This is a genomic window from Falsiruegeria sp. JB4-1 (genome assembly GCF_055693495.1).
This window is the reverse complement of sequence record NZ_JBVFTZ010000002.1, coordinates 135,660-156,106: the sequence shown is the minus strand read 5'-3', so window position 1 is coordinate 156,106 and position 20,447 is coordinate 135,660. Positions and strand designations below refer to the sequence as shown.

Below are 20,447 nucleotides of genomic sequence, written 5' to 3'. Positions count from 1 at the left end.
GGCCCGACCCCACGCTCACGCATAGTTTGAGCTAGGCAAAGTTTATTTCGACCGACCCGAAGGTGCCAAAATCGGCATGGATATTCGTGCCCGAGGGACATTCGACCGGGCGAATGAAACTACCTGATAAGATCACCTGACCCGGCTCAATGCTTTGACCGTATTGCGCCATTCGTCGAGCCAGCCAAACCACGCTTTCGACCGGATCGTTCAGAACGCCGGCGCCAAGGCCAGTTTCTTCTACTTGGCCATTGCGTGAAGTGATTGCCCCGATCCACCGTAGATCAAAGGCATCCAAAGCGTGCTGTTCAGTTCCCAGAACGACACCGGCGTTGGCGGCGTTGTCGCTGATTGTGTCAAAGACTGTACGCGCCTTGCCGGTTTCGGCATCGGCGCGTTGAATGCGGGTGTCCAGAATTTCGATCGACGGAGCGACATAGGCCGTGGCAGAGATCACGTCGTCTCGGGTGACATTCTCGCCGCCAAGCGCGGAACTCATGACAAAAGCGATCTCGGCTTCGATCCGCGGCTGGATGAACCGTCCTACGGGCACGGTCGCGCCTGTGTCAAAAGCCATGTCGTCAAACAGGATGCCGCTGTCGGGGATGTCGATGTTCAGCGCGTATTGCATCGCTTTCGAGGTCAACCCGATCTTCCACCCGATCACGCGACGTCCCCGGGCCAGCTTGGCCCGGTAGATTGCGTTCTGAACCTCATAAGCGTCGTCCATCCCCATTTCGGGGTGGCGCAAAGACAGCAGACCGATCTGATGGCCAGTCTCTTCGGCTTGCAACAGGTCATCAGCGGCACGGGCGTGATCGTCTGGGGTCATACCTGTTCATCCTCCACCGTATTGCGTAGCGTGCCGATACCCTCGACCGAAACTTCGACTACGTCGCCGGGGGCCAGGTATCTCGGCGGGTCAAACCGCGCGCCAGCCCCTGTGGGGGTACCAGTTACAATGATATCGCCGGGCTGCAACGTCATGAAGGTCGAGATGTATTCGATCTCGCGCCGGATCGGGAACATCATACGGTTCAGGGTATCGTCTTGCCGCAGCTCGCCGTTCACATGGGTCTGAATGCGGGCATCATCCAGCTGTGCATCATCCGTGAATGGCACAAGCCACGGGCCAATGGCGCCCGAACAGTCCCAGTTCTTGCCTTGTGTAACGTTGAATTTGGCGTGGCGGACCCAATCGCGGATCGTCCCCTCATTACACAAGGTGAGCGCCGCGATGTGATCATAGGCGTCATCTTGGGAAATCCGGCGACCGCCCTTGCCGATCACGATGGCAACTTCGCCCTCATAATCCAGAGTGTGGTTTTCGGGCGGGCGGATTAGCGGGCGGTCATGGCCGGTGAACCCACTGGCAAAGCGCGGAAAAAGGGACATGAACTTGGGCTGCGCACTGCCGTCTTTGTATTCTGCGTTGCGGTCGGGGAAGTTCACGCCAACGCACAGGATACGGCGCACGTCGGGCATCACCATATCATAGGCGAACTCGGTATGGGTAACGGGTTTGCCTTTTGCGGCCTCGGACAGCTTGCTGAACTCACCCGCTGCAATGACCTCGTAAAGGCTCGCGCGATTGGGAAAGGCATCGTTCAGCGCGATCGCGCCCTGGTCGGTGATTGCGCCAAAATAGTTTTCACTATTGGCGGTATAAGTGGCAAAGCGCATCAGGCCTCCTCGGCGGCATCAATGCCGCCCATGCAAAGGTATTTCAGTTCCATGAAGTCGTCCAATCCATAGCGCGATCCCTCGCGGCCCAGACCGGACATTTTGACCCCGCCAAATGGCGCCTCGGCTGTCGAGATGAGCCCAGTGTTGATGCCAACCATACCGTACTCCAAAGCTTCGGACACCCGCCAGACGCGGGCCAGATCACGAGTGTAGAAATAGGAGGCCAAGCCAAATTCTGTATCATTAGCGGCTGTAATGACCTCGGATTCGGTGTTGAACTTGAACAGGGGTGCGACAGGGCCAAATGTTTCCTCCGTCGCCACGGCCATCTCAGCAGTGACCCCAGTCAGGATGGTGGGTTCAAAGAAGGTGCCGCCAAGGGCGTGAGCCTTGCCACCCAGAGTTACGGTTGCACCTTTGGAAATGGCGTCGGTGACGTGTTCGGCCACCTTTTCCACGGCGGCCTGATCGATTAGCGGGCCAAAGACCATGCCTTTGTCAAACCCATTGCCGGTGGGTAGCGTCGCGACCTTGGTGGCCAATTTCTCGGCAAAAGCGTCATAAACACCCGCCTGCACATAGATCCGATTGGCGCAGACACAGGTCTGCCCGTTGTTGCGGAATTTGGCGATTACGGCCCCTTCGACCGCGGCGTCCAGGTCGGCGTCGTCAAAGACGATAAAGGGTGCATTACCGCCCAATTCCAACCCCAGTTTCTTGATCGTCGGCGCGCATTGGGCGTAGAGTATTGCGCCGATTTCAGTCGAGCCAGTGAAGGTAAGCTTGCGTACCGTCTCACTGCTGGTCATTGCGCTGCCAATAGCACTTGCAGACCCTGTCAGAACTGAGAACAACCCGTTCGGAACACCTGCACGTTCTGCAAGAACAGCCAAAGCGATTGCCGAAAAGGGGTTTGAGACGCTGGTTTCAGAACCATTGAACATCCAGCGGCCAGCGCAGGCCCGGCCTTGCGGGTAATCATCGCATTGGGAAAATTCCACGGAGTGATCGCTGCAACTACACCGATGGGTTGTTTGACAGTCAGGATGCGCTTGTCCGGCGAATGACCAGGCGTGATGTCGCCGTAAGCCCGCCGTGCTTCCTCTGCAAACCATTCAATAAAGCTGGCCCCATAGGCAATTTCCCCTTTGGCTTCGGCCAATGGTTTGCCTTGCTCTGCGGTCAGGATGGTTCCCAGGTCGTCCTGATGCTCCATCATAAGTTCGTACCAGCGGCGTAGGACTTGGCTGCGTTCCTTGGCTGTTCGCTTGGCCCAGCCATGACGCGCGGCCTCGGCGGCGTCGATGGCTTCATGGGTTTCTTGGGCACCAAGCCTTGGCACGTAGCCAATAACATCTCCGGTTGCGGGATTTGTGACAGCCAGACCGCTTTCTGGACTGGCTTCGATCCAGCGTGTGCCTACAAGGGCAGCCTGCCGCAATAAGCTTTGATCGTTCAATGAGAGCATTGGACCTCTGTCTGATTTTGAGCCCAGCCCAGTTTGAAACCGGGCTTGGGACGGCATTTATTGAACTGGGAAGATGACGTTTGTCTGGCCCGTGCCTGAACTAGGGAAATACTCGGTCACAACCTCACATTTCCCGGAATAACTGTCCCAGCCGAGGGCACCGTAGAGCATCGAAGTGTCATGCATGGACCCTTCGCCACAGCAGAATTCCGCATATTCGCCCAGCATTTTCAGGAAAGTTGCATGATCCCCATTCTTCCACATTTCCAACACGTGTAGGTCCATCTGCCGGTTGAATTCCGAACTTATGGTGAAGGTACCGTTGTTGGCAGCGTAATCCTTGTTGGCCCAGATTTTGTGCGACAGAGAACCGCTGGCAACCAGCAGCACCTTTTCATCGCTGGCTTCGACAGCTTCTCGGATCGCTTCTCCAACGATGCGACTTTCGTCGTGGCTGTGGACAGTGGCCCAAGCCGCGACTGAAACAACTTTCATGTCGTGTTCACGGCTCATGAACCGCATGGGGACAAGGGTGCCGTATTCCAGTTCCAAACTGTCCAGATGGTGGCACAGAGTATACGCACCCTTTTCCGATGCGATCTTTGCGATCGCGTCGCCCATCTTCGGGTTTCCCTCATAAGAATAGGGCAGGTCCTGGATGAATTGCGGGAACTCGTTCGAAGTAAAAATCCCTTCGAATTTTGCGTTGGCGTTGATGTGAAAACCCGCGTTGACCACCCAATGGGTGTCGCAAATGATTACAGTGGTTGCGCCCAGTTCCTTGGCGCGCCGGGCAATTTCTCGATGACCGTCGATTGCAGGTTGACGCTTGCCTGCCACCGGACCGTCCTGTTCAGACATCAACAATGTCGGCACATGAGTCATCTTGGCCGCAAGTACGATTTCTCCCATAGTCTCCTCCTGGAGTTTTGGTTGGGTTCGCGCGTGTTGGATTAGAGTTTATAGCTTGCCGAGCTGTGTGATTTTGTGTTGCCCCGTGGCAAACCCGATGTGTTTTTGTTCCATGTAGAATTCAAAAGACCAATCGCCGCCGTCGCGTCCGATGCCGGATGCTTTCACACCGCCGAATGGCGTCGGAAGATGGCGGACGTTTTCGGAGTTTACCCAGATCATTCCGGCTTCGAGCTTATCAGTGAACCGCAGCGCACGCGTCAGGTCGTTGGTCCAGAGATAACCGGTCAGGCCGTAATCGGTATCGTTGGCAAGTTGCAGCGCCTCTTCTTCCGTCGTGAATGGGATAGAGGTCAGCACCGGGCCGAAAATCTCTTCGCGTGCAATGCGCATGTCGTTGTTGGCGTTGGTGAATAGGGTGGGACGAACGAAGTATCCTTGGTCACCTACTTTGACACCACCGGCGGCAACGGTCGCGCCATCCTCTTTCGCGATGTCAAAATACGAAGTGACTTTGTTATAGTGTTCTTCCGTTACCAATGGGCCTATTTCGGTCGCTGGGTCCAAGGGGTGCCCGACTTTGATATTGTTAACGCGTTCGATCAACCGGGCCTCGAACTCTTCCTTTATGGTGTCTTGGATCAACAAGCGAGAGGACGATGTGCAGCGCTCGCCATTGATCGAGTAGATCATGAAGATCACGGCGTCCAAGGCGCGGTCCAAATCGGCGTCATCAAAGACTATGACGGGATTCTTCCCTCCCAATTCGAGATGGTTGCGTTTTAGAGTGTCGGCCCCTTGTTTGGTGATCAGCGATCCTGTTCGGCTCTCTCCTACAAATGCAATTGCACGAATCTTCCTATTTTCGCACAGCGCTTTGCCCGCCTCTTCACCGAACCCATTAACTGTGTTCAAAACGCCAGCAGGCAATCCTGCTTCTTCAGCTATTTCAACCAGCAAGCGTGCAGTCAGGGGGCTGGCCTCGGCAGGTTTGTGAACAACGGTACATCCTGCCGCCAGTGCCGGGGCGATTTTCCAGGTCGAAAGCATGAATGGAGTGTTCCAGGGCGTGATCACGCCCACCGGTCCGATCGGAACGCGGGTTGTCACATTCATAAGGGTTGGGGACTTCAGGTGCTGACCATCCCGGGCTTGTATTACCTGATCTGCAAAATAGCGGAAGTTCTCGGCGCCGCGCAGTGCCGCTTTGGACATGAAGCGCAGAGTTTGGCCCGTATCCCAGCATTCGCACAGAGCGATTTCTTCTGCGCGTGCCTCGATGGCTTCTGCGACCCGGATCAAGATCTGGCGTCTTTCCGTTGCGGGTGTATCGCGCCAGGCAATGAACGCTTCATGGGCCGCATCCGCTGCTGCGTTGATATCCGCAGCTGTGCCATGGGCAACGTCGCAGATCAGGCTTTTGTCGACTGGCGAGTGGTTTTGGAACACCCCCAGACCCTGCTACATCCTGGCCTGCAATCCTGTTGGGTAGTCCCGACGTGCGATAACGGTTCAGGTATCCCGCCAGTCTGTCCAGGTTGCTTTGCAAGTCCGACATTTGCCTTCTCCCGAGTAGGTGCTTGATAGTTGTGGATGTTAAGTTAGTTGCTTTGTTAAGTAAAATTCCGTCACTTGTCAACCAATCGATTTGCAGATGATGGTGAAACCCCAAGGGAAACCCTCGCATACCCCTGAAACTAGGTGTCATGAAAAATTCATATGGATTTTTGTGGCTTTTCGAATGATTTTGTGTGTTTCATTCTGTCCATGGATACTGAGACCGACAAAATTCCACATCGCGGGCACGAGTTGCTGAACGTGTTGGCGCGTTTGGGGGGCTCTGCAAGGAATGCTCAAATTGCGCAGGTAATGGATGTATCCGAAGAAACTGTTCGTCGCCTTGTCAAAGGATTGGCGCAGGCCGGTCGAGTCGAGCGGGTTCATGGCGGCACCTATCTGAGAGGATCACCGGAGGCACCGATGTACTCAGGTGCGTTGGAACAGAATTCTTCCGAAAAGACTGGAATCGCCCGGGCAACCCTATCTTTGGTCGAAGACGGAATGACCATTTTTATCAATGTGGGCTCGACTACGACTTATGTTGCCGAGCAGTTACGTGAGCGTAAGTCTCTTATTGTAGTAACAAATTCCATTGCCGCCGTTGCGGCATTAGCGGATCACAACGACAACCGCGTGTTTATGGCCGGAGGTGAAATCCTACCAGCCGAGCGTGGTACTTTTGGCAGCGCCACGGAAGAATTCGCACGTCAGTTCAACTATAATCTCGTGGTTTTCGGCTCGGACGCGATTTCGGCCAAACACGGATTTTTGGTGTCCAATCCAGACGAGGCGTCGCTGACCCGCGTGCTGACCAACCAGAGCGAAAAAGCCGTGGTCACCGCTGACAGCCGCAAGTTCAACACGCGGGCTCCGATGGTGGCCTGTGATCCCAAAAAGGTCACGCATCTGGTGACTGATCAACCCCCCGATATTGGGATGAGCGAGATGCTCGATGTGTGGGGGGTAAAGGTTCGAGTCGCTCAGAGCCTGTCAAAAAAATGAAACACAACGCTAATAACCGGGGCAAATCGCGGACTAACCGCTCCCCCTTAACTCTCAACAGGAGGTAACATGAAAAAGCTTCTTCTATCCGGCGTCGCCGCCTTTGCCCTGCCGGGTATGGCCGTGGCTGCAAGCTGTCCGGCTGTCACTGTGGCAGACATGCAGGGGGTCGCCGCTGGCGCATTCCCGCAGCAGTTCGAACTGGCCGAGTTCCAGGGCGCCGCATCCTGCGAGCTGGCCTTTGCGGCTAACCCCGCGATTAGTGATCTGAACACCCGCATCCGTGGCAATGGTGAGCTGCCCGACCTGGCCGATCGTCTGCCGGCAGAGCCGCTGGTAGTTGCGCCCTATGACGCGATCGGTTCTTACGGGGGCCAGTTGGACGCGCTGTCAAACGCCACTGAATCCGGCACCTCGGACTTTTTGTCAGTGCGCCACGTCAACCTGTTCCGCTACTCGGACGACCTGCAAACTGTTGTGCCCAACGTTGCCAAATCGTGGGCCTGGAACGATGATTTCACCCAGCTGACCGTAACGCTGCGCGCAGGCCACAAATGGTCGGACGGCGCGCCGTTTACCGCTGCGGACATCGCGTTCTGGTACAACAACTTGATGATGGATACCAACGTCATCGCCGAAGCCAAGGATTATGCCCTTGCAGGCGGCAAGCCGATGAAGGTCGAAGCCGTTGATGACGTCACGGTTCAATTTACTCTGGAAGCACCCAAGCCAGGTCTGATCGAAACCTTCTCTTTCACCTATGTTCAGCCTTTCCAGCCCAAGCATTTCTTTGAGCAGTTCCACCCGGGTCTGAATGATCAGGCTGATGCCAACGCCAAGGCGCTTGGGTACGAAGGTGGCTATGACCTGATCAAGGCCTATTACGGCAACTCTGACTGGATGGATACGCCGTCGCCGATGCTGACCGCAGGCGACAAGCTGGCTAAGCCTGCCCAAAGACACCATGCCGACGCTGGAAAGCCACATCCTGGTGAAAGAGACGACCGAAGGCCGTCACTATGTCGCCAACCCCTACTTCTTCCAGGTCGATACCGCAGGCAACCAGCTGCCCTATATCTCGGAAATGGACGAGATCTATGTGGGTGACGAAGAGGTTCGCACGCTGAAGCTGTTGAATGGCGAGGTGGATTACAAATCACAGGCGATCAACCTGACCTCGGCTCCGGTGCTGCTGGAGGGCCAGGAAAAAGGCAACTACACCGTCGACGTCAAGCCGGGCATTGCCAGCCCAACCCTCGCGTTCAACGTAACGGCCGAGGATGAAGCACGCCGCGCGATCTTCAATGACATCCGCTTCCGCACTGCCATGTCGGTAGCCATGAATCGGGACGAGTTGAACGAAGTGACGGCTTTTGGTCTGGGCACGCCGACGCAATACATCGGCTTTTCGCCGCGTCCTGATTTCGTCGACGCCAAATGGTCAGACCATGAGGCGGGGTTTGATCAGGCACGTGCCAACGCGCTGCTGGACGAGATGGGTCTGGTCGACAAGGACGGTGACGGTGCCCGTGATCTGCCCGATGGCTCGCCCTTTGTTCTGGACTGGCAGTTCTCGACGCAGGCCAGCTCGGCGCAGTTCGTAGAATTGATCGCGCAAAACTGGACCGATGTTGGCGTGAAAACCACCATCAAAGAGGTCACCTCGGACGAGTTCCGCTCGGCCCAGTCGTCGAACCAGCTGGATATCACCATGTGGGGCAAGGGTCAGCTTACCGGTTCCATTCTGGGCGACGGTGAAATCTGGGTGCCGCCGTTTGACGGCTACTTTGATGTGCGCACGGCGATGTTGTGGGCTGAATACATCAGTTCGAATGGTGAAAACGGTGTTGAGCCCCCGGCATGGGTTGCTGACCTGAAAGGCGCGCTGGACACGTACCAGTCGTCTCAGCCGGGTACAGACGCCTCGGTTGCGGCTGCACAGCAGATGGTCGAGATCATGACCAGCCAGATCCTGTTTATCGGGACGGTCAATGCGCTTAGCGCCGATCTATCACTCGAACAACTTGCAGAACTTCGAAGAATTCAAGACGCAGTCTTATGAGTTCTACCGGACCTATCCGTACCGTCCGGCACAATGGTTCCTGACCGAGTAATCGGGTTCTAACAACACGATACGAGAGCGGGCGTTCGCGCCCGTTTTCCAATACCCAAAGGGAAGACGATGTTCCAATTCGCCCGATTTGCGGCAACCCGTGCAGTGATGGCCCTTATCACCCTGATGATCGTGTCACTCGTGGTGTTTTCGCTGATGGAGCTGGTGCCCGGCGACTGCGCCGAACGGTATCTGGCTTACAAAAATACCCAAGGGTCGGCGATTACCCTAGCCGATATCGAGGCAGAGCGCGCCCGTCTGGGTTTGGATCGTCCGTTCCTGACCAGGTGGGCCAGTTGGCTGAGCGGTGCCTTTCGCGGCGAGTTTGGCGACAGCTGCATCCTGCGGGTAAACATCGCGCAGCTTTTGGGCGACAAATTCTGGATCTCGCTCTGGATTTGCCTGGGTTCGCTGATTTTGGCTTATGCGATTGCCATTCCGGTTGGCATCATTTCCGCGGCGTCGCGCAACGCCCTGCTGAACAACTCGCTGCGGATCGTTAGCTATCTGGGTTTGGCGATGCCGAACTTTCTGTTGGCGCTGATGATCATGCTGGTTTCGACCGTCTACTTTGGTGAGACGCTGACGGGGCTGTTCTCTCCTGAATACAAAGACGCGCCGTGGTCGTGGGCCAAGTTTGTCGATCTGCTCAGCCACGCCTGGTTGCCAATCTTCATCCTTGGTTGGTCCGCCACCGCTTTTGCCCTGCAAACGGTGCGGGCGCTGATGTCGGATGAGATCGGTAAGCTCTATGTAACAGCGGCCGAGGCGCGAGGCATTCATGGTGTTCGCTTGCTGTGGCGTTACCCGGCGCGCCATTCCTTGGGGCCGATCGTGAACTCGCTGGGGTTCGACCTGAACCGGATCTTTAACGAGCTGCCCATCGTGGCGCTGATCCTGACGCTGACCGAGGCCGGTTCTCTGCTGCTGGAATCTTTGGCGCGGTCCAATGACCAGCAACTTGCGGGCGCGATCATCTTTTTGCTCACGGCCTCTATCGTGGCGCTGAACTTTCTCACGGACATGCTGCTTGCGGTCATCGACCCACGCGTCCGCAAAAGCATCCTGAGGTAAGCCGATGACCACGACGACAACAAATCAAAAAGCGAAAGAGGCGTATTTCACTGCTTCACAAGGGCAGCTGATCTGGGCGCGGTTCAAGAAACAGAAGGCGGCGATGATTGCCGCGGGTGTGTTGCTGGTGCTGATCCTGTCGGGGATGTTTGCACCCTTCCTGTCGCCCTATGACCCGACCGTTGCGGGTCGGGACAAAGACTACCTGAACGGGGCGCCGCAGATCCCAAAGTTCTGCGACGAAAACGGATGCTCGATGCGCCCGTTCCTATACACTGTGACCCGCGAGCGGTCTTTGGCGACGAATTTCCGGTGGGTCGAGAAGATCAACAAGGACGAACGCCGGTACATGCAGTTCTTTGTGAAGGGCGACAGCTACAAGCTCTTCGGCGTCATCCCTGGCAGCATTCATCTGTTTGGCATGGAAGAGGGATACGTCCATCTGTTCGGAACAGATAGCGCAGGCAAAGATATTTTCAGCCGTACGCTGCACGCGATCTGGACCTCGTTGCAGGTGGGGACGATGGGGGTTGTGATTTCCTTCGTTCTGGCGCTCGTGATCGGGGGTATATCTGGCTACTATGGCGGCTGGCTGGACAGTGTGATCCAGATGGTGACCGATGCGATCCGCACGGTGCCTGCCATCCCGCTGTTCATGGCGATTGCGGCTTTTATCCCGCCGGAATGGTCGGCTGAGACGCGGTTTTTCTTCATATCCATGATCCTGGGCCTGATCGGCTGGCCCACGCTGGCGCGCCGTGTTCGGACCCATCTGTTGACAGAGCGCAATCAGGAGTATGTGCTTGCGGCCCGGTTGTGCGGGGCGTCCCCCAGTCACATTATCCGCCGCCATCTGCTGCCCAGTTTCACCAGCTACATCATTGTCGATCTGGTGATTTCCTTCCCCTACATGGTGCTCAGCGAGACGGCCTTGTCGTTCATCGGTCTGGGGCTGAAAGACCCGGTCAATTCACTGGGTGTGATGCTGCAGAACGTGACGAAGGCCGACGTGCTGCTGAACTATCAGTGGTATTTCATCCCAGTCATCTTCTTCATCGCGCTGGTGATGGCGTTTGTGTTCGTGGGCGACGGGTTGCGTGATGCCGCCGATCCCTATTCGGAGACCCGCAAATGAGCTTGATCGACGTTGAAAACCTGACGGTTCAGTTCAAGACTGACGAGGGGCTGGTGACCGCCGTGGACGATGTCTCTTTCTCACTGAAACCGGGTGAGGTGATGGGACTGGTGGGTGAAAGCGGGTCGGGCAAATCGGTGACGGCCAAGTCGCTGATGAAGCTGAACGCGCGCAACACCGTCTATGGCGACAACAGTCGGATAACCCTGCATCTGGACGATGGGCCAGTTGATGTGATGGATCTGAAACGTCCGCGCGACATGCAGGTCGTGCGCGGCGGGGCCGTCAGCATGATCTTTCAGGAACCGATGGCGAGCTTTGCACCGGCCATGACCATCGGCAGCCAGATGGTCGAACAGCTGCTGATTCACACCAACATGAACAAGAAACAGGCCAAGGAATTGTCGATCGAGATGCTGGATCGTGTCGGCATTCTTGAGCCTGCAACCCGCTTTGCCCAATACGCGTTTGAGCTGTCGGGGGGGATGCGTCAGCGGGCGATGATTGCCATGGCGCTGTCGACCAAGCCCAAGCTGCTGATCGCGGATGAACCCACAACGGCGCTGGATGTGACTATTCAGGCGCAGGTGTTGGATCTGATGCGCGATCTGGTGGCCGAGTTTGGCATGGGGATCATCTTTATCACCCACGACCTGAGCGTGGTGGCCCAGACCGCCGACAAGGTGGCGGTGATGTATCTGGGCCGCATTCTGGAAAGCGGTCCTGTCCGAGATGTGATCCGCACGCCTGCGCATGCCTATACGCGGGGTCTGCTGAACGCGCTGCCCCGCCTTGACGATTTGAACGCGCCATTGACGCCCATTCCCGGCGACATTCCTTCGCCGCTAGAACGCCCGAACGGCTGCGTGTTCCACCCCCGCAACCCCGAGCTGACGCCCGGATCACGCTATGAAATCGAACGCCCGCCCTTGACCGAGGTCAGCCCCGGTCATTTCGCGGCCCTGTTCCCCGAAGATGTGCCGAGCTTGCCATGACCAAACCCCTGATCAGAACTAAGGATCTTTCGGTTGAGTTTTCCATCGGTGGCAAGATCTTCAACAAAAAGACCCTCAAGGCGGTCAACGATGTATCGTTCGAAATCCCGCGCGGGGCCTTTGTTGGCGTCGTCGGTGAAAGCGGCTCGGGCAAGACCACTTTGGGCCGCGCGTTGTTGAACGCTGTCGACATCACTGGCGGCGAGGCCGAGTACGATGACGGTGAGGTCCAGTTCGACCTAACCAACATGTCGCCCGGCGATCTGAAAGAATACCGTCGGCGTGCGCAGTTGATCTTTCAGGACCCTTACGCAGCGCTCAGCCCACGCATGACCGTGCGTGATATCATTGCCGAACCGCTCGAGGTGATGGGCCTGACCAAATCGCGCGAAGAAACCGACGCTCGTGTGCGCGAGATTGCGGGCAAATGCCGGTTGAACCTGGAGCACCTGCGTCGATATCCGCATGCGTTTTCGGGTGGTCAACGGCAACGGATTTCGATTGCGCGTGCGCTGGCCAGCAACCCGCGATTTGTGATCGCGGACGAATGCGTCGCCGCGTTGGATGTGTCGATTCAAGCGGACATCCTGAACCTGCTGAAGTCCCTGCAAAAGGATTTGGGGCTGACGTTCATGTTCATCAGTCACGATCTGTCCGTTGTGGCGCACACCTGTGACCACGTGGTGGTGATGTATCACGGCAAGATCGTCGAAAGCGCCCCCACGCGCGAGCTTTTTGCCAATCCGCAACAGGATTACACACGAAACTTGCTGGCAGCGATCCCTTCGCTGGACCCGGATCAAAAGTCGCGCGCACCCGCGGTGGGGTGACGTGCGCAAAGGCCCGGTGCCGTCAGTTGCAGCCCGTTTCCCCATTTATGGGCGCCTATTTTAACTGTCAAACACCCGCCATCAGCACATCGACCGCGCGCGTGATGTGGTCCGCTTGATCTGAGACGTTGGCGACACGGCGCAGGCTGGACCGCCGGACAGAGGTGATCAAACGCGTCGCCAGAACGAAAGACGTGTTGGCGTGCAGTATTTCAGGGTTCAGATATCGGACGGACGGGTAATCCGACAAAAGTGGGATCACAACCACCGAAGGGTCGGGTGGCAGCAGGTCACTTTCGACCACCACCATGAACACACCGCCATATTCGGCCACGTCATGGCGGGTCAGCGTTTCCACATGGCCGCTCCGGGTGAGGTCATGATGTCAGCCAGAGGATGACCGTTTTGCTCATGCCATTCGGATTGGGCCTCAAAGGCTTCTGCGTTTTCCCTCAGCCATTGCTGTTGCCGCGCGTCGGTAACTGCCTGTTGCAAGGCAGTTTCGGCAACGGCTGACACGTTGATCCCCAGTTCTTTGGCGTGATCCAATGCCTCGGCGTCCAGCGTCAGAGAGGTCTTGCGTTTTGCGGTTGCTCCCATTTGGGTATCTCCTAAAACATACCGCAAAGATATACCGCACGAGCGTGTGGATCAAGGCTACGCGCTGGTCCCGATCAGAGCCACGCCGATGGCCATCAGGACCGCAGCCCCCAGGCGACGCTTCCAATTGCCTTCGCCCAGCAACAGGAACCCGATGAGGGCGGCAAAGATGACAGAGGTTTCGCGCAAGGCGGATACTGCGCCCAGAGGAGCAAAGTTCTTGGCATAGAGCACAAGGCCATAAGCGGTCATCGACACCAGCCCCCCGGCAAGACCAAGCACCCAGACACGGGGGGCAGGGCGGCCGGGGTGGATCGCTTTCGGATAGCGACGAACCCCGCGATGAAGATGTGCAGAAACGCGCCCCAGGCCCAATAAGACAGTGTATTCCCCGATAACCGCACGCCAATCCCGTCCACCACAGAATAGATCGAGATGCAGAAGCCGGTGCCAACCGCAAACCCAAGGGCGGCGCGCCCGACGCCCGAGCGCAATGCCTTCCAGCTGCTGAGCTGGATGCCAAGGGCGATCACAGCGATGCCCAACCACGCTTGTGGGGGCAGGACCTCGCCCACCAGGATCATGGCCCAGAGAGAGACCAGCGCCGGGACGATGCCGCGGGCGATGGGGTAGACGACGCTCAGATCTCCATGCTGATAGGCACGTCCCAGCATGTAGTAGTACCCAAAATGCACCACGGTCGAAAGCAGGATGTAGACAAAGCTTTCGGCATTGGGCAGCGGCAGCAAGCTGATCATGACGGCGGCAGGCAGCACATGACCAAAGGCCACAAGACCCAGCGTTGTTGTCCGATCCGCCGCCGTTTTGACGATCGCGTTCCAGATCGCATGCAGCAGCGCGGCAGACAGGATGATGGCTACGACCGAGGCTGACATGGGCGGCTAGCTTTCGGCGCCGGATTTGGGCATGTCTTCGATCAGGCGCGTTTCCAGCAATTGCCCGCTTTGGTACAGGATTGGCGTCGCGACAGAGGCGATGTGGCTGTTGAATTCGCGGAAGGCGCGCAGGGTTTCCAAGTGAATGTCGCTGGTTTCAAAGCTCTGAACCTGGCCGCCTTGCAGACGTCGGAAATGCCGCTTGCGGCTGTCACGCTCAGCGCGTTTGACCTCGGTCTTTTCGTTGTTGAGAAGACGTGCACTTTCCAAATCGTCCGAGATCAGGACGTTTGACGCCAGTTGCATGTTCGCCAGAATGTTCTCGTGCATCTGCTGCAGCTCGCTCCACCCCTCTTTCGAGAATTGATTGCCAGTTTTGCGCAGGTCGCCTGCCAGAACGGTCAGGCGCTTGGCCACGACATCGCCGGCAGTTTCCAGACGAACGGCGTATTCAAGCATGTCGCGGGTGATGCCCGCGTCCTGCTTGGTCATGGTGTCCGCAGGCAACGCAGCAACAAAGGCGCGGATGCCGGACAGGCATTCGTTGACCTCGGTATCGACTGCCTGCACCGCACGGATCTGATCTTTTTCGCCGGACTTGTACAGGCGCAGGGTGGGGCGGAACATCGCTTCGACCAGATCGGCCATGCGCAGCAGTTCGCGTTTGAGGCTCGAGATCGCCTGCGCCGGGGACCCGACATTCTCAGGGTCCAGCGCGCTTGACGGTTTGGCCACGTGCTCGGTTTCGCGCGCAGCGGCGGTGTCTGGCATCAGCTGCTCCATCGGCCCTTGCAGCATCCGACAGAACGGCAACGCCAGAACCAGAAGCGACGCGTTGAAGGCCAGATGCGCGTTGACCAGCATTTGCCCGCCATGACCTGCCCCAAGCAGGTCGGCAGGAACGGCAAAGTTGATGGCAAACAGGGTGAGTATGGCCCAGGCCCCACGTAGACCGAGGTTTGCAAAGGGGATGCGCCTGGCCGGAATGTCCATGCCGCGCGTCAGCCACACCGGGATGAATGCGCTGCCCAGGTTCGCCCCCAGCACCAGCGACAGGCCGACGGAAAAGGGGATAGCGCCGATCTGAACTAAGGTGACACACATCAAAATGGCGGCAACTGAACTATGCATTACAAATGCCAAGGCTGCACCAACCAGAAATGCCGTGATGTAATCGCGGGCGAGATAGTCGGCGATGGCAGGCAAGAACGCACTGTCGCGGATCGGGTCCATAGCCTCACGCAGGAACCTAAGCGAGATGAGGATAAAAGCCACGCCCATCAGTATACGGCCCAGCTGGCGTAGCTTCTTTTGCTCGGTTTTCACAAAAAGCCATCCGCCGATGGCAAGCAGAAGCGGTACCAACCAGTCAAGCTTGAAGGAAAGAAGCTGAATGATCAGAGCAGACCCCAAGTCGCCGCCCAAAACAATGGCCAATCCTGTCCCGAACCCCAGTAGCCCGGATGCTGCAAACCCAGAGGTCAAGAGGGCGACCGCAGCAGAGCTTTGCAGTACGATGGCCATAGCAATACCAACCAAGCTTGCCTGAATTACAGAATCCTGACCGGTCAATACTCTCTGAAAGGACGCGCCATAGCTGCGCTCGATTCCCGTGCGGACCATTCGCACTGCAAACAGCAGCAGCATGGTTGCACCAAATAGGCTGATGAGAAAGCTGATGATTGTCATTATCTATCCGCTTACAAGGTCGAGAAGTTCCGCATGCAATGCGGGTGTCGCCGCCGAAAGCACGCGTCCATCGGATTGCAGGGTCAATGGGGCGCCTTGCCAATCTGTCATGATCCCTCCGGCTGCTTCGACAAGGATCGAAACCGGTAGGAAGTCGTAAGGCTGCAGGTCGTAGTCGACAACTGCATCGACATGCCCCGATGCCAACAAAGCATGCGGATAGCAGTCATAAGACATGCGCCGGGTTTGTCCGGCTTTGGTTAGTCGCTCGAACAGATCCGGGTAGTCACGATAGATCTTGTCTCCTTCGTTGATGTACAGGATCGAATACTCCAGTTCCTGAGCATCAGAGACATGGATCGTTTTCCCGTTCATCGTTGCTCCAGTCCCCCTGATCCCCAAAAATATTTCGTTCAGCGCGGGCATGCCAACAACTCCGATCTGGGGTGTACCTTGAACCAGATGTGCAAGCAGGAAGCCAAAGAGTGGGTTGCCAGAAAGGAAAGAGCGCGTGCCATCAATCGGATCTACGATCCACAGGTTGTCTTTGTCGGCCCCGTTCAGGCCGTGTTCTTCACCGAAAATGCCGTGATCCGGGAAATGCTCGGACAAATAGGCGCGGATTTCGGTTTCAATCCCCTTATCCGCCTGCGTAACAGGGCTGCTGTCAGCTTTGAATTCAATCCCCAGTTTTCCTCGAAAGTAGCTGCGGGCAGATGCACAAGCTATCTCTGCCATGGTCTGGGCATGAGCCGCGCGATCATCCATCATCTTTGCTGTCTTCCGTTTTTGTCGCCACATGAATTGTTACGCCCCATTCTTGCAATGCGGCGCGTAGGCGTTTGCCGGGTGTGGCGTCAGTGAACAAATCATCCACTTGGCGCATGTCCGGTCCACAGTGAGGGGCAGTGGTATCAAACTTGTTATGATCGATTACAAAAATCACGCGATCGGCACTATCTGCCACCACGGACGCCAGGTTTGCTTCACTCGCATTGGCGAACAAAATTCCCTTTTTTGCTGTCACGGCGTCAGCACTTAGAATGGCTACATCAAAGACGAATCGTCGGGCTTGGTTTTCGGTTACAAATCCAAATGTGCCACGTTCGTTGCCCAGCATTTCCCCACCTAGAAAATGCACGCGATTGCTGTTGTGGTTGACTAGTGTCTGGGCAACCCCAATCGAGTTAGTCACAACGGTCAGATCAGAGAGAACACGCAATGCCTCACTTACAAATGCAGTGGTTGAACCGACATCCAGAAACACGGTCATCCCATTGCTAACCTGACCAACAACACTTTGGGCGATAGAGCGTTTTTCTACCGGGTACTGTGTCATGCGACTAAAGAAACTAAGACCGGCCTGAACATCCGGCAAATAGGCGCCACCGTGCACGCGCTCAAGTGCACCTGCTTTGGACAGGGCCTTTATCGTACGGCGGACGGTTTCTTCGGATACGTCCAAAGAGCGTGCCAATTCTGAGCTGCGTGCGGAACCGCCCAGTTGGCGCAACGCGTCCAGCAATTCCAATTCGCGATGGGAATGAGCTGAGTTTTTTGTCACCACTTCCTCCACATTACCCACAATAATCCACAACAACCCACGAAATTACAAGAAAAATGGTGTCTTTCCAACAAATGCAGTCAGGAAGTTGACGTACAGGACAACACTCCTCTTTTCAGCGCCTGCTTCTGAGGGTTATGTGGGTTTACAGGTGAACAGGGATTGAGAGGCCAACGTGCAAGATCAAAAAAACGTTCTTTTCATCGTGATTGACCAACTGAGAGCGGACTGTGTTTTTGGTCCGATGGCCGACTACGTTGATCTTCCAAACTTGAAGGCACTAATGGGTGATGCAGTTACTTTTCAACGTCATTTTTCAGTGGTCAATCCTTGTGGGCCCTCTCGTGCTTCGCTGCTGACCGGTCAATATGCGATGAACCACAGGTCCATTCGCAACGGCACACCGCTGCGACATGATACGCCAACGCTTGCGTCTGAAATGCGAAAAGCGGGCTATCTACCCATGCTTTTTGGTTACACGGATACGTCGCAGGATCCTCGGGCTTTTCACGCCAATGACCCAGCCGTGCACACTTACGAGTATCAAATGGCTGGCTTTCAAGAGATGGTCGAGATGCGCCTTGAAATGTCGTATCCTTGGCGGGCACATCTTAAGAACAAAGGCTACCAGTTCGAGAACTACGAAGACGTATTTGAACCGGTCTCAGCTGACGGTGGTCCGGCCGAAATCGATGACCCCGCCTTGTACCGTGCCGAGGACAGTGACACAGCATTTCTGACAAACCGCTTTCTAGAACTGATGCCGGGTTTTGATGACCACAGCTGGTTTGCGCACCTCACATACATTCGCCCGCACCCACCCTTGGTTGCTCCTGCACCCTTCAACCGAATGTATGACCCGTCTGCTCTACCTTTGCCGTCGCGCCTGAAAGATCGTCGGGCCGAGGCAGAAATTCATCCCTTTTGCACGCCGTCGATGGCCAATGCTTCTCCTTCAACCTTCGTTCAAGGGTTCCCTGATCTCGACGCAACGGATTCGACGGTTCAAAGACTGCGCGCCATCTATCTTGGACTGGCAACCGAGGTTGATCAGCATATTGGTCGCGTGGTCGACTTTCTGAAAGAAAGCGGTCAATACGACAATACTCTGCTCATTGTGACAGCCGATCACGGAGAGATGCTTGGAGACCGGTATTGCTGGGGTAAGTCCAGTTTCTATGACGCGGCTTATCATACACCATTGATTGTTCGTAAGCCGGGGAGCCAAGGTCAGGCTGGGACGGTGATTGATGTGCCGACAGAGTCAATCGACATAGCGCCAACAATCTTGGATTGGGTCGGGCAGGACATTCCCAATTCCATGGACGGTCGATCACTCTTGCCGTGGCTGTCTGGTGAAGTTCCCGATGATTGGCGTCAGTACACTTTTTCAGAGTTAGACGTCGCCGACCCGATTGCACCAACGCATTGGGAACAACACTTGGGGTTGGATGCCAGTTCCGCAAGCCTGTCGATTCTCAGAGACGATCGGTTCACGTTGATTGAATTTGCCGCAGAACTGCCACCGGTACTTTTTGATCATCATGGACATGGCGAGTTCGAGAATGTCGCGGATCGGGTTGAATACCAAGGGGATCTGGCGCGTCTGACTCGGATGATGCTCCGACACCGTATGCGAAATGCAGACCATACCTTGTCGATGAGTATGATAACCCATGATGGTCCAAAAACAGCGCGGAGGCATCTGCAATGACGCTAAGTACAAGCGGGCCTTGCAGAAGGCGACCATCTGCGTGACTGCTCGCGGTCATCCATGTAAGACGCCTCGAAGATGGGGCTGGCCAAGGTTGCGCGCACGTGAAGGGTTTCGGTTCCTGTGTTTCGAAAGCCGTGAACTGCGCCAGCGGGGATTAGAACCGATTGATTGGGCGTCGCTTGAACAGTTTCCTCGTTCAACCAGATTTCGGCCGACCCAGAGATGACTTCTAAAACCTCTTCGACGGCGTGCTGATGCAAGGGCGCGCCAAGTCCCGGTTCGCAGAACTGCTCGAAGATGCAGAGAGAATGAGACCCGGTCAACGCCGAGACGCGCATTTGGGTTTCAACACCCGACCGCCATGTTTCCAGTTGGTGTTCGCTGTGTCGAAGTGCGGTCATGTTGAGGCCTCGGGCTTAGTTCTTAGAAACGGGAGAATTGCTTGCAGGTAACCTTGAGGATCGAGAAGTGCCTTGAAGTGACCACCTCCACTCAATGCCAGAAATTGGGCTTTGGGCAGGTTTTTGGCCAACCTATACGACAAATGTGGCGGAATCACCTGATCCCCATCGATAGCAATAACCAGGCTTGGATGGTGTATCTGCGAGAGTTTTGCTCCGGTGTCATGACCCAATATCGCCCGGATCCTGTGAGACAGTACTACTGGATCTGATGTTCGTACCGAGCGATGTTCCCACTCCAGCGCACGTTGAGGGTTCTGGGCAATCTCATCAGGGTCAAAAGTCGATAGAATCTGCGCCTTGGCGTAAGCGGCAAGGCCCATCTTTTCGAGGATATCCAGCCGCAATCCGAAGGCGCGTTGCAGATAGGCATCTGGGCCAGACCAAGTCGCGCTGAAGACAATTCGGTCGATGCGCTCTGGTGCAGAAATAGCAAGAAGCTGAGCAGCGGCACCGCCCATTGATTGGCCAACGATGCTGCAAACCGGGATACTCAGATGATCCAACAAAGCAATGGATAGAAAAACCAGATCTTGCAGAGCATCGGGCCCATGAACTCTTTTGGGGTGGTTGAACGACAAAACTCTGAATTCTTGGGCCAGGGCTGGTACCAAACCGTTCCAGAACGCAAGTTGTCCGCCCAATCCAGGGATCAACAGAAGAGCCGGACCGTGGCCCTCGTCCAGATATTCGATGGTTTCTCCGTCGAATTGAAAGCCAGTCATTTCAATGCTCATGGGTTATG

The 20,447-nt window shown here is 56.2% G+C and carries 18 protein-coding genes and 3 pseudogenes; 8 read left to right on the top strand and 13 right to left on the bottom strand.

What is annotated here, in order from left to right; genetic code table 11:
• Nucleotides 1–31 precede the first annotated feature (31 nt).
• The 5 genes and pseudogenes from hpaH to hpaE form a co-directional block, all read right to left on the bottom strand.
• Nucleotides 32–832 carry a 2-oxo-hept-4-ene-1,7-dioate hydratase gene (hpaH, locus tag ACZ1HE_RS22675; protein ID WP_472624862.1) on the bottom strand — a complete coding sequence of 267 codons (801 nt, stop codon included), beginning with the start codon at nucleotides 830–832 and terminating at the stop codon, nucleotides 32–34.
• Nucleotides 829–1,683 (bottom strand): fumarylacetoacetate hydrolase family protein, encoded by an 855-nt coding sequence (locus tag ACZ1HE_RS22670; RefSeq protein ID WP_472624860.1) that lies wholly within the window; start codon nucleotides 1,681–1,683, stop codon nucleotides 829–831. Before ACZ1HE_RS22670 ends, hpaH begins: the two co-directional genes overlap by 4 nt.
• Nucleotides 1,683–3,154 (bottom strand): annotated as a pseudogene (locus ACZ1HE_RS22665) (NAD-dependent succinate-semialdehyde dehydrogenase). Before ACZ1HE_RS22665 ends, ACZ1HE_RS22670 begins: the two are co-directional and overlap by 1 nt.
• Nucleotides 3,155–3,211: 57 nt before the next feature.
• Nucleotides 3,212–4,066: a 3,4-dihydroxyphenylacetate 2,3-dioxygenase gene (hpaD, locus tag ACZ1HE_RS22660; RefSeq protein ID WP_472624858.1), complete on the bottom strand. Its 855-nt coding sequence runs from the start codon at nucleotides 4,064–4,066 to the stop codon at nucleotides 3,212–3,214.
• A 48-nt stretch (nucleotides 4,067–4,114) separates the two neighbouring features.
• Nucleotides 4,115–5,624 (bottom strand): annotated as a pseudogene (gene hpaE / locus ACZ1HE_RS22655) (5-carboxymethyl-2-hydroxymuconate semialdehyde dehydrogenase).
• Between the two features lie 209 nt (nucleotides 5,625–5,833).
• Here hpaE and ACZ1HE_RS22650 point away from each other — a divergent pair.
• The 7 genes from ACZ1HE_RS22650 (at nucleotide 5,834) to ACZ1HE_RS22620 (ending at nucleotide 12,775) form a co-directional block, all read left to right on the top strand.
• On the top strand, nucleotides 5,834–6,628 hold the full coding sequence (locus ACZ1HE_RS22650; protein WP_472624856.1) for a DeoR/GlpR family DNA-binding transcription regulator: 795 nt from the start codon (nucleotides 5,834–5,836) through the stop codon (nucleotides 6,626–6,628).
• Nucleotides 6,629–6,697: 69 nt separating this feature from the next.
• Entirely contained in the window at nucleotides 6,698–7,735 is a 1,038-nt protein-coding gene (locus tag ACZ1HE_RS22645) for an ABC transporter substrate-binding protein (protein WP_472624854.1), read from the top strand.
• A complete protein-coding gene (locus ACZ1HE_RS22640) occupies nucleotides 7,620–8,690 on the top strand; it encodes an ABC transporter substrate-binding protein (protein ID WP_472625074.1) in 1,071 nt (356 codons plus the stop codon). The genes ACZ1HE_RS22645 and ACZ1HE_RS22640 overlap by 116 nt, the downstream gene beginning before the upstream one ends.
• Nucleotides 8,691–8,810: 120 nt before the next feature.
• On the top strand, nucleotides 8,811–9,815 hold the full coding sequence (locus tag ACZ1HE_RS22635) for an ABC transporter permease (protein ID WP_472624852.1): 1,005 nt from the start codon (nucleotides 8,811–8,813) through the stop codon (nucleotides 9,813–9,815).
• Between the two features lie 4 nt (nucleotides 9,816–9,819).
• Nucleotides 9,820–10,950 carry an ABC transporter permease gene (locus ACZ1HE_RS22630; RefSeq protein WP_472624850.1) on the top strand — a complete coding sequence of 377 codons (1,131 nt, stop codon included), beginning with the start codon at nucleotides 9,820–9,822 and terminating at the stop codon, nucleotides 10,948–10,950.
• On the top strand, nucleotides 10,947–11,945 hold the full coding sequence (locus ACZ1HE_RS22625; protein ID WP_472624848.1) for an ABC transporter ATP-binding protein: 999 nt from the start codon (nucleotides 10,947–10,949) through the stop codon (nucleotides 11,943–11,945). The genes ACZ1HE_RS22630 and ACZ1HE_RS22625 overlap by 4 nt, the downstream gene beginning before the upstream one ends.
• Entirely contained in the window at nucleotides 11,942–12,775 is an 834-nt protein-coding gene (locus ACZ1HE_RS22620; RefSeq protein ID WP_472624846.1) for an ATP-binding cassette domain-containing protein, read from the top strand. Before ACZ1HE_RS22625 ends, ACZ1HE_RS22620 begins: the two co-directional genes overlap by 4 nt.
• A 67-nt stretch (nucleotides 12,776–12,842) precedes the next feature.
• On the opposite strand, the gene ACZ1HE_RS22615 is transcribed toward ACZ1HE_RS22620, so the two are convergent.
• From ACZ1HE_RS22615 to ACZ1HE_RS22590, 6 genes and pseudogenes are all read right to left on the bottom strand, one after another.
• Nucleotides 12,843–13,133: a CcdB family protein gene (locus tag ACZ1HE_RS22615; RefSeq protein WP_472624844.1), complete on the bottom strand. Its 291-nt coding sequence runs from the start codon at nucleotides 13,131–13,133 to the stop codon at nucleotides 12,843–12,845.
• A complete protein-coding gene (locus ACZ1HE_RS22610) occupies nucleotides 13,121–13,375 on the bottom strand; it encodes a type II toxin-antitoxin system CcdA family antitoxin (RefSeq protein ID WP_472624842.1) in 255 nt (84 codons plus the stop codon). The genes ACZ1HE_RS22615 and ACZ1HE_RS22610 overlap by 13 nt, the downstream gene beginning before the upstream one ends.
• Before the next feature lie 57 nt (nucleotides 13,376–13,432).
• Nucleotides 13,433–14,271: pseudogene (locus ACZ1HE_RS22605) on the bottom strand (EamA family transporter).
• A 6-nt stretch (nucleotides 14,272–14,277) separates the two neighbouring features.
• The gene (locus tag ACZ1HE_RS22600; RefSeq protein ID WP_472624840.1) at nucleotides 14,278–15,960 is read right to left on the bottom strand and encodes a Na/Pi cotransporter family protein; all 1,683 of its coding nucleotides are present in this window, start codon (nucleotides 15,958–15,960) and stop codon (nucleotides 14,278–14,280) included.
• Nucleotides 15,961–15,963: 3 nt separating this feature from the next.
• A complete protein-coding gene (locus ACZ1HE_RS22595) occupies nucleotides 15,964–16,731 on the bottom strand; it encodes an inositol monophosphatase family protein (protein ID WP_472624838.1) in 768 nt (255 codons plus the stop codon).
• Nucleotides 16,721–17,524 carry a DeoR/GlpR family DNA-binding transcription regulator gene (locus tag ACZ1HE_RS22590; RefSeq protein WP_472624836.1) on the bottom strand — a complete coding sequence of 268 codons (804 nt, stop codon included), beginning with the start codon at nucleotides 17,522–17,524 and terminating at the stop codon, nucleotides 16,721–16,723. The genes ACZ1HE_RS22595 and ACZ1HE_RS22590 overlap by 11 nt, the downstream gene beginning before the upstream one ends.
• Before the next feature lie 175 nt (nucleotides 17,525–17,699).
• On the opposite strand from ACZ1HE_RS22590, the gene ACZ1HE_RS22585 reads away from it, so the two are divergent.
• The gene (locus tag ACZ1HE_RS22585; RefSeq protein WP_472624834.1) at nucleotides 17,700–19,238 is read left to right on the top strand and encodes an alkaline phosphatase family protein; all 1,539 of its coding nucleotides are present in this window, start codon (nucleotides 17,700–17,702) and stop codon (nucleotides 19,236–19,238) included.
• 2 nt (nucleotides 19,239–19,240) lie between these two features.
• Here ACZ1HE_RS22585 and ACZ1HE_RS22580 read toward each other — a convergent pair whose 3' ends face one another.
• Complete coding sequence (locus ACZ1HE_RS22580; RefSeq protein WP_472624832.1) at nucleotides 19,241–19,642, bottom strand: cupin domain-containing protein; 402 nt, start codon at nucleotides 19,640–19,642, stop codon at nucleotides 19,241–19,243.
• Nucleotides 19,639–20,439, bottom strand: a complete 801-nt coding sequence (locus ACZ1HE_RS22575; protein WP_472624830.1) for an alpha/beta fold hydrolase — start codon at nucleotides 20,437–20,439, stop codon at nucleotides 19,639–19,641. The genes ACZ1HE_RS22580 and ACZ1HE_RS22575 overlap by 4 nt, the downstream gene beginning before the upstream one ends.
• Nucleotides 20,440–20,447 lie beyond the last annotated feature (8 nt).

What these genes read in the sequence shown, in the direction of transcription:
- hpaH (WP_472624862.1), bottom strand. Translation starts at nt 832, where the DNA reads ATGACCCCAGACGATCACGCCCGTGCCGCTGATGACCTGTTGCAAGCC.
- ACZ1HE_RS22670 (WP_472624860.1), bottom strand. Translation starts at nt 1,683, where the DNA reads ATGCGCTTTGCCACTTATACCGCCAATAGTGAAAACTATTTTGGCGCA.
- hpaD (WP_472624858.1), bottom strand. Translation starts at nt 4,066, where the DNA reads ATGGGAGAAATCGTACTTGCGGCCAAGATGACTCATGTGCCGACATTG.
- ACZ1HE_RS22650 (WP_472624856.1), top strand. Translation starts at nt 5,834, where the DNA reads ATGGATACTGAGACCGACAAAATTCCACATCGCGGGCACGAGTTGCTG.
- ACZ1HE_RS22645 (WP_472624854.1), top strand. Translation starts at nt 6,698, where the DNA reads ATGAAAAAGCTTCTTCTATCCGGCGTCGCCGCCTTTGCCCTGCCGGGT.
- ACZ1HE_RS22635 (WP_472624852.1), top strand. Translation starts at nt 8,811, where the DNA reads ATGTTCCAATTCGCCCGATTTGCGGCAACCCGTGCAGTGATGGCCCTT.
- ACZ1HE_RS22630 (WP_472624850.1), top strand. Translation starts at nt 9,820, where the DNA reads ATGACCACGACGACAACAAATCAAAAAGCGAAAGAGGCGTATTTCACT.
- ACZ1HE_RS22625 (WP_472624848.1), top strand. Translation starts at nt 10,947, where the DNA reads ATGAGCTTGATCGACGTTGAAAACCTGACGGTTCAGTTCAAGACTGAC.
- ACZ1HE_RS22620 (WP_472624846.1), top strand. Translation starts at nt 11,942, where the DNA reads ATGACCAAACCCCTGATCAGAACTAAGGATCTTTCGGTTGAGTTTTCC.
- ACZ1HE_RS22610 (WP_472624842.1), bottom strand. Translation starts at nt 13,375, where the DNA reads ATGGGAGCAACCGCAAAACGCAAGACCTCTCTGACGCTGGACGCCGAG.
- ACZ1HE_RS22600 (WP_472624840.1), bottom strand. Translation starts at nt 15,960, where the DNA reads ATGACAATCATCAGCTTTCTCATCAGCCTATTTGGTGCAACCATGCTG.
- ACZ1HE_RS22595 (WP_472624838.1), bottom strand. Translation starts at nt 16,731, where the DNA reads ATGATGGATGATCGCGCGGCTCATGCCCAGACCATGGCAGAGATAGCT.
- ACZ1HE_RS22580 (WP_472624832.1), bottom strand. Translation starts at nt 19,642, where the DNA reads ATGACCGCACTTCGACACAGCGAACACCAACTGGAAACATGGCGGTCG.
- ACZ1HE_RS22575 (WP_472624830.1), bottom strand. Translation starts at nt 20,439, where the DNA reads ATGAGCATTGAAATGACTGGCTTTCAATTCGACGGAGAAACCATCGAA.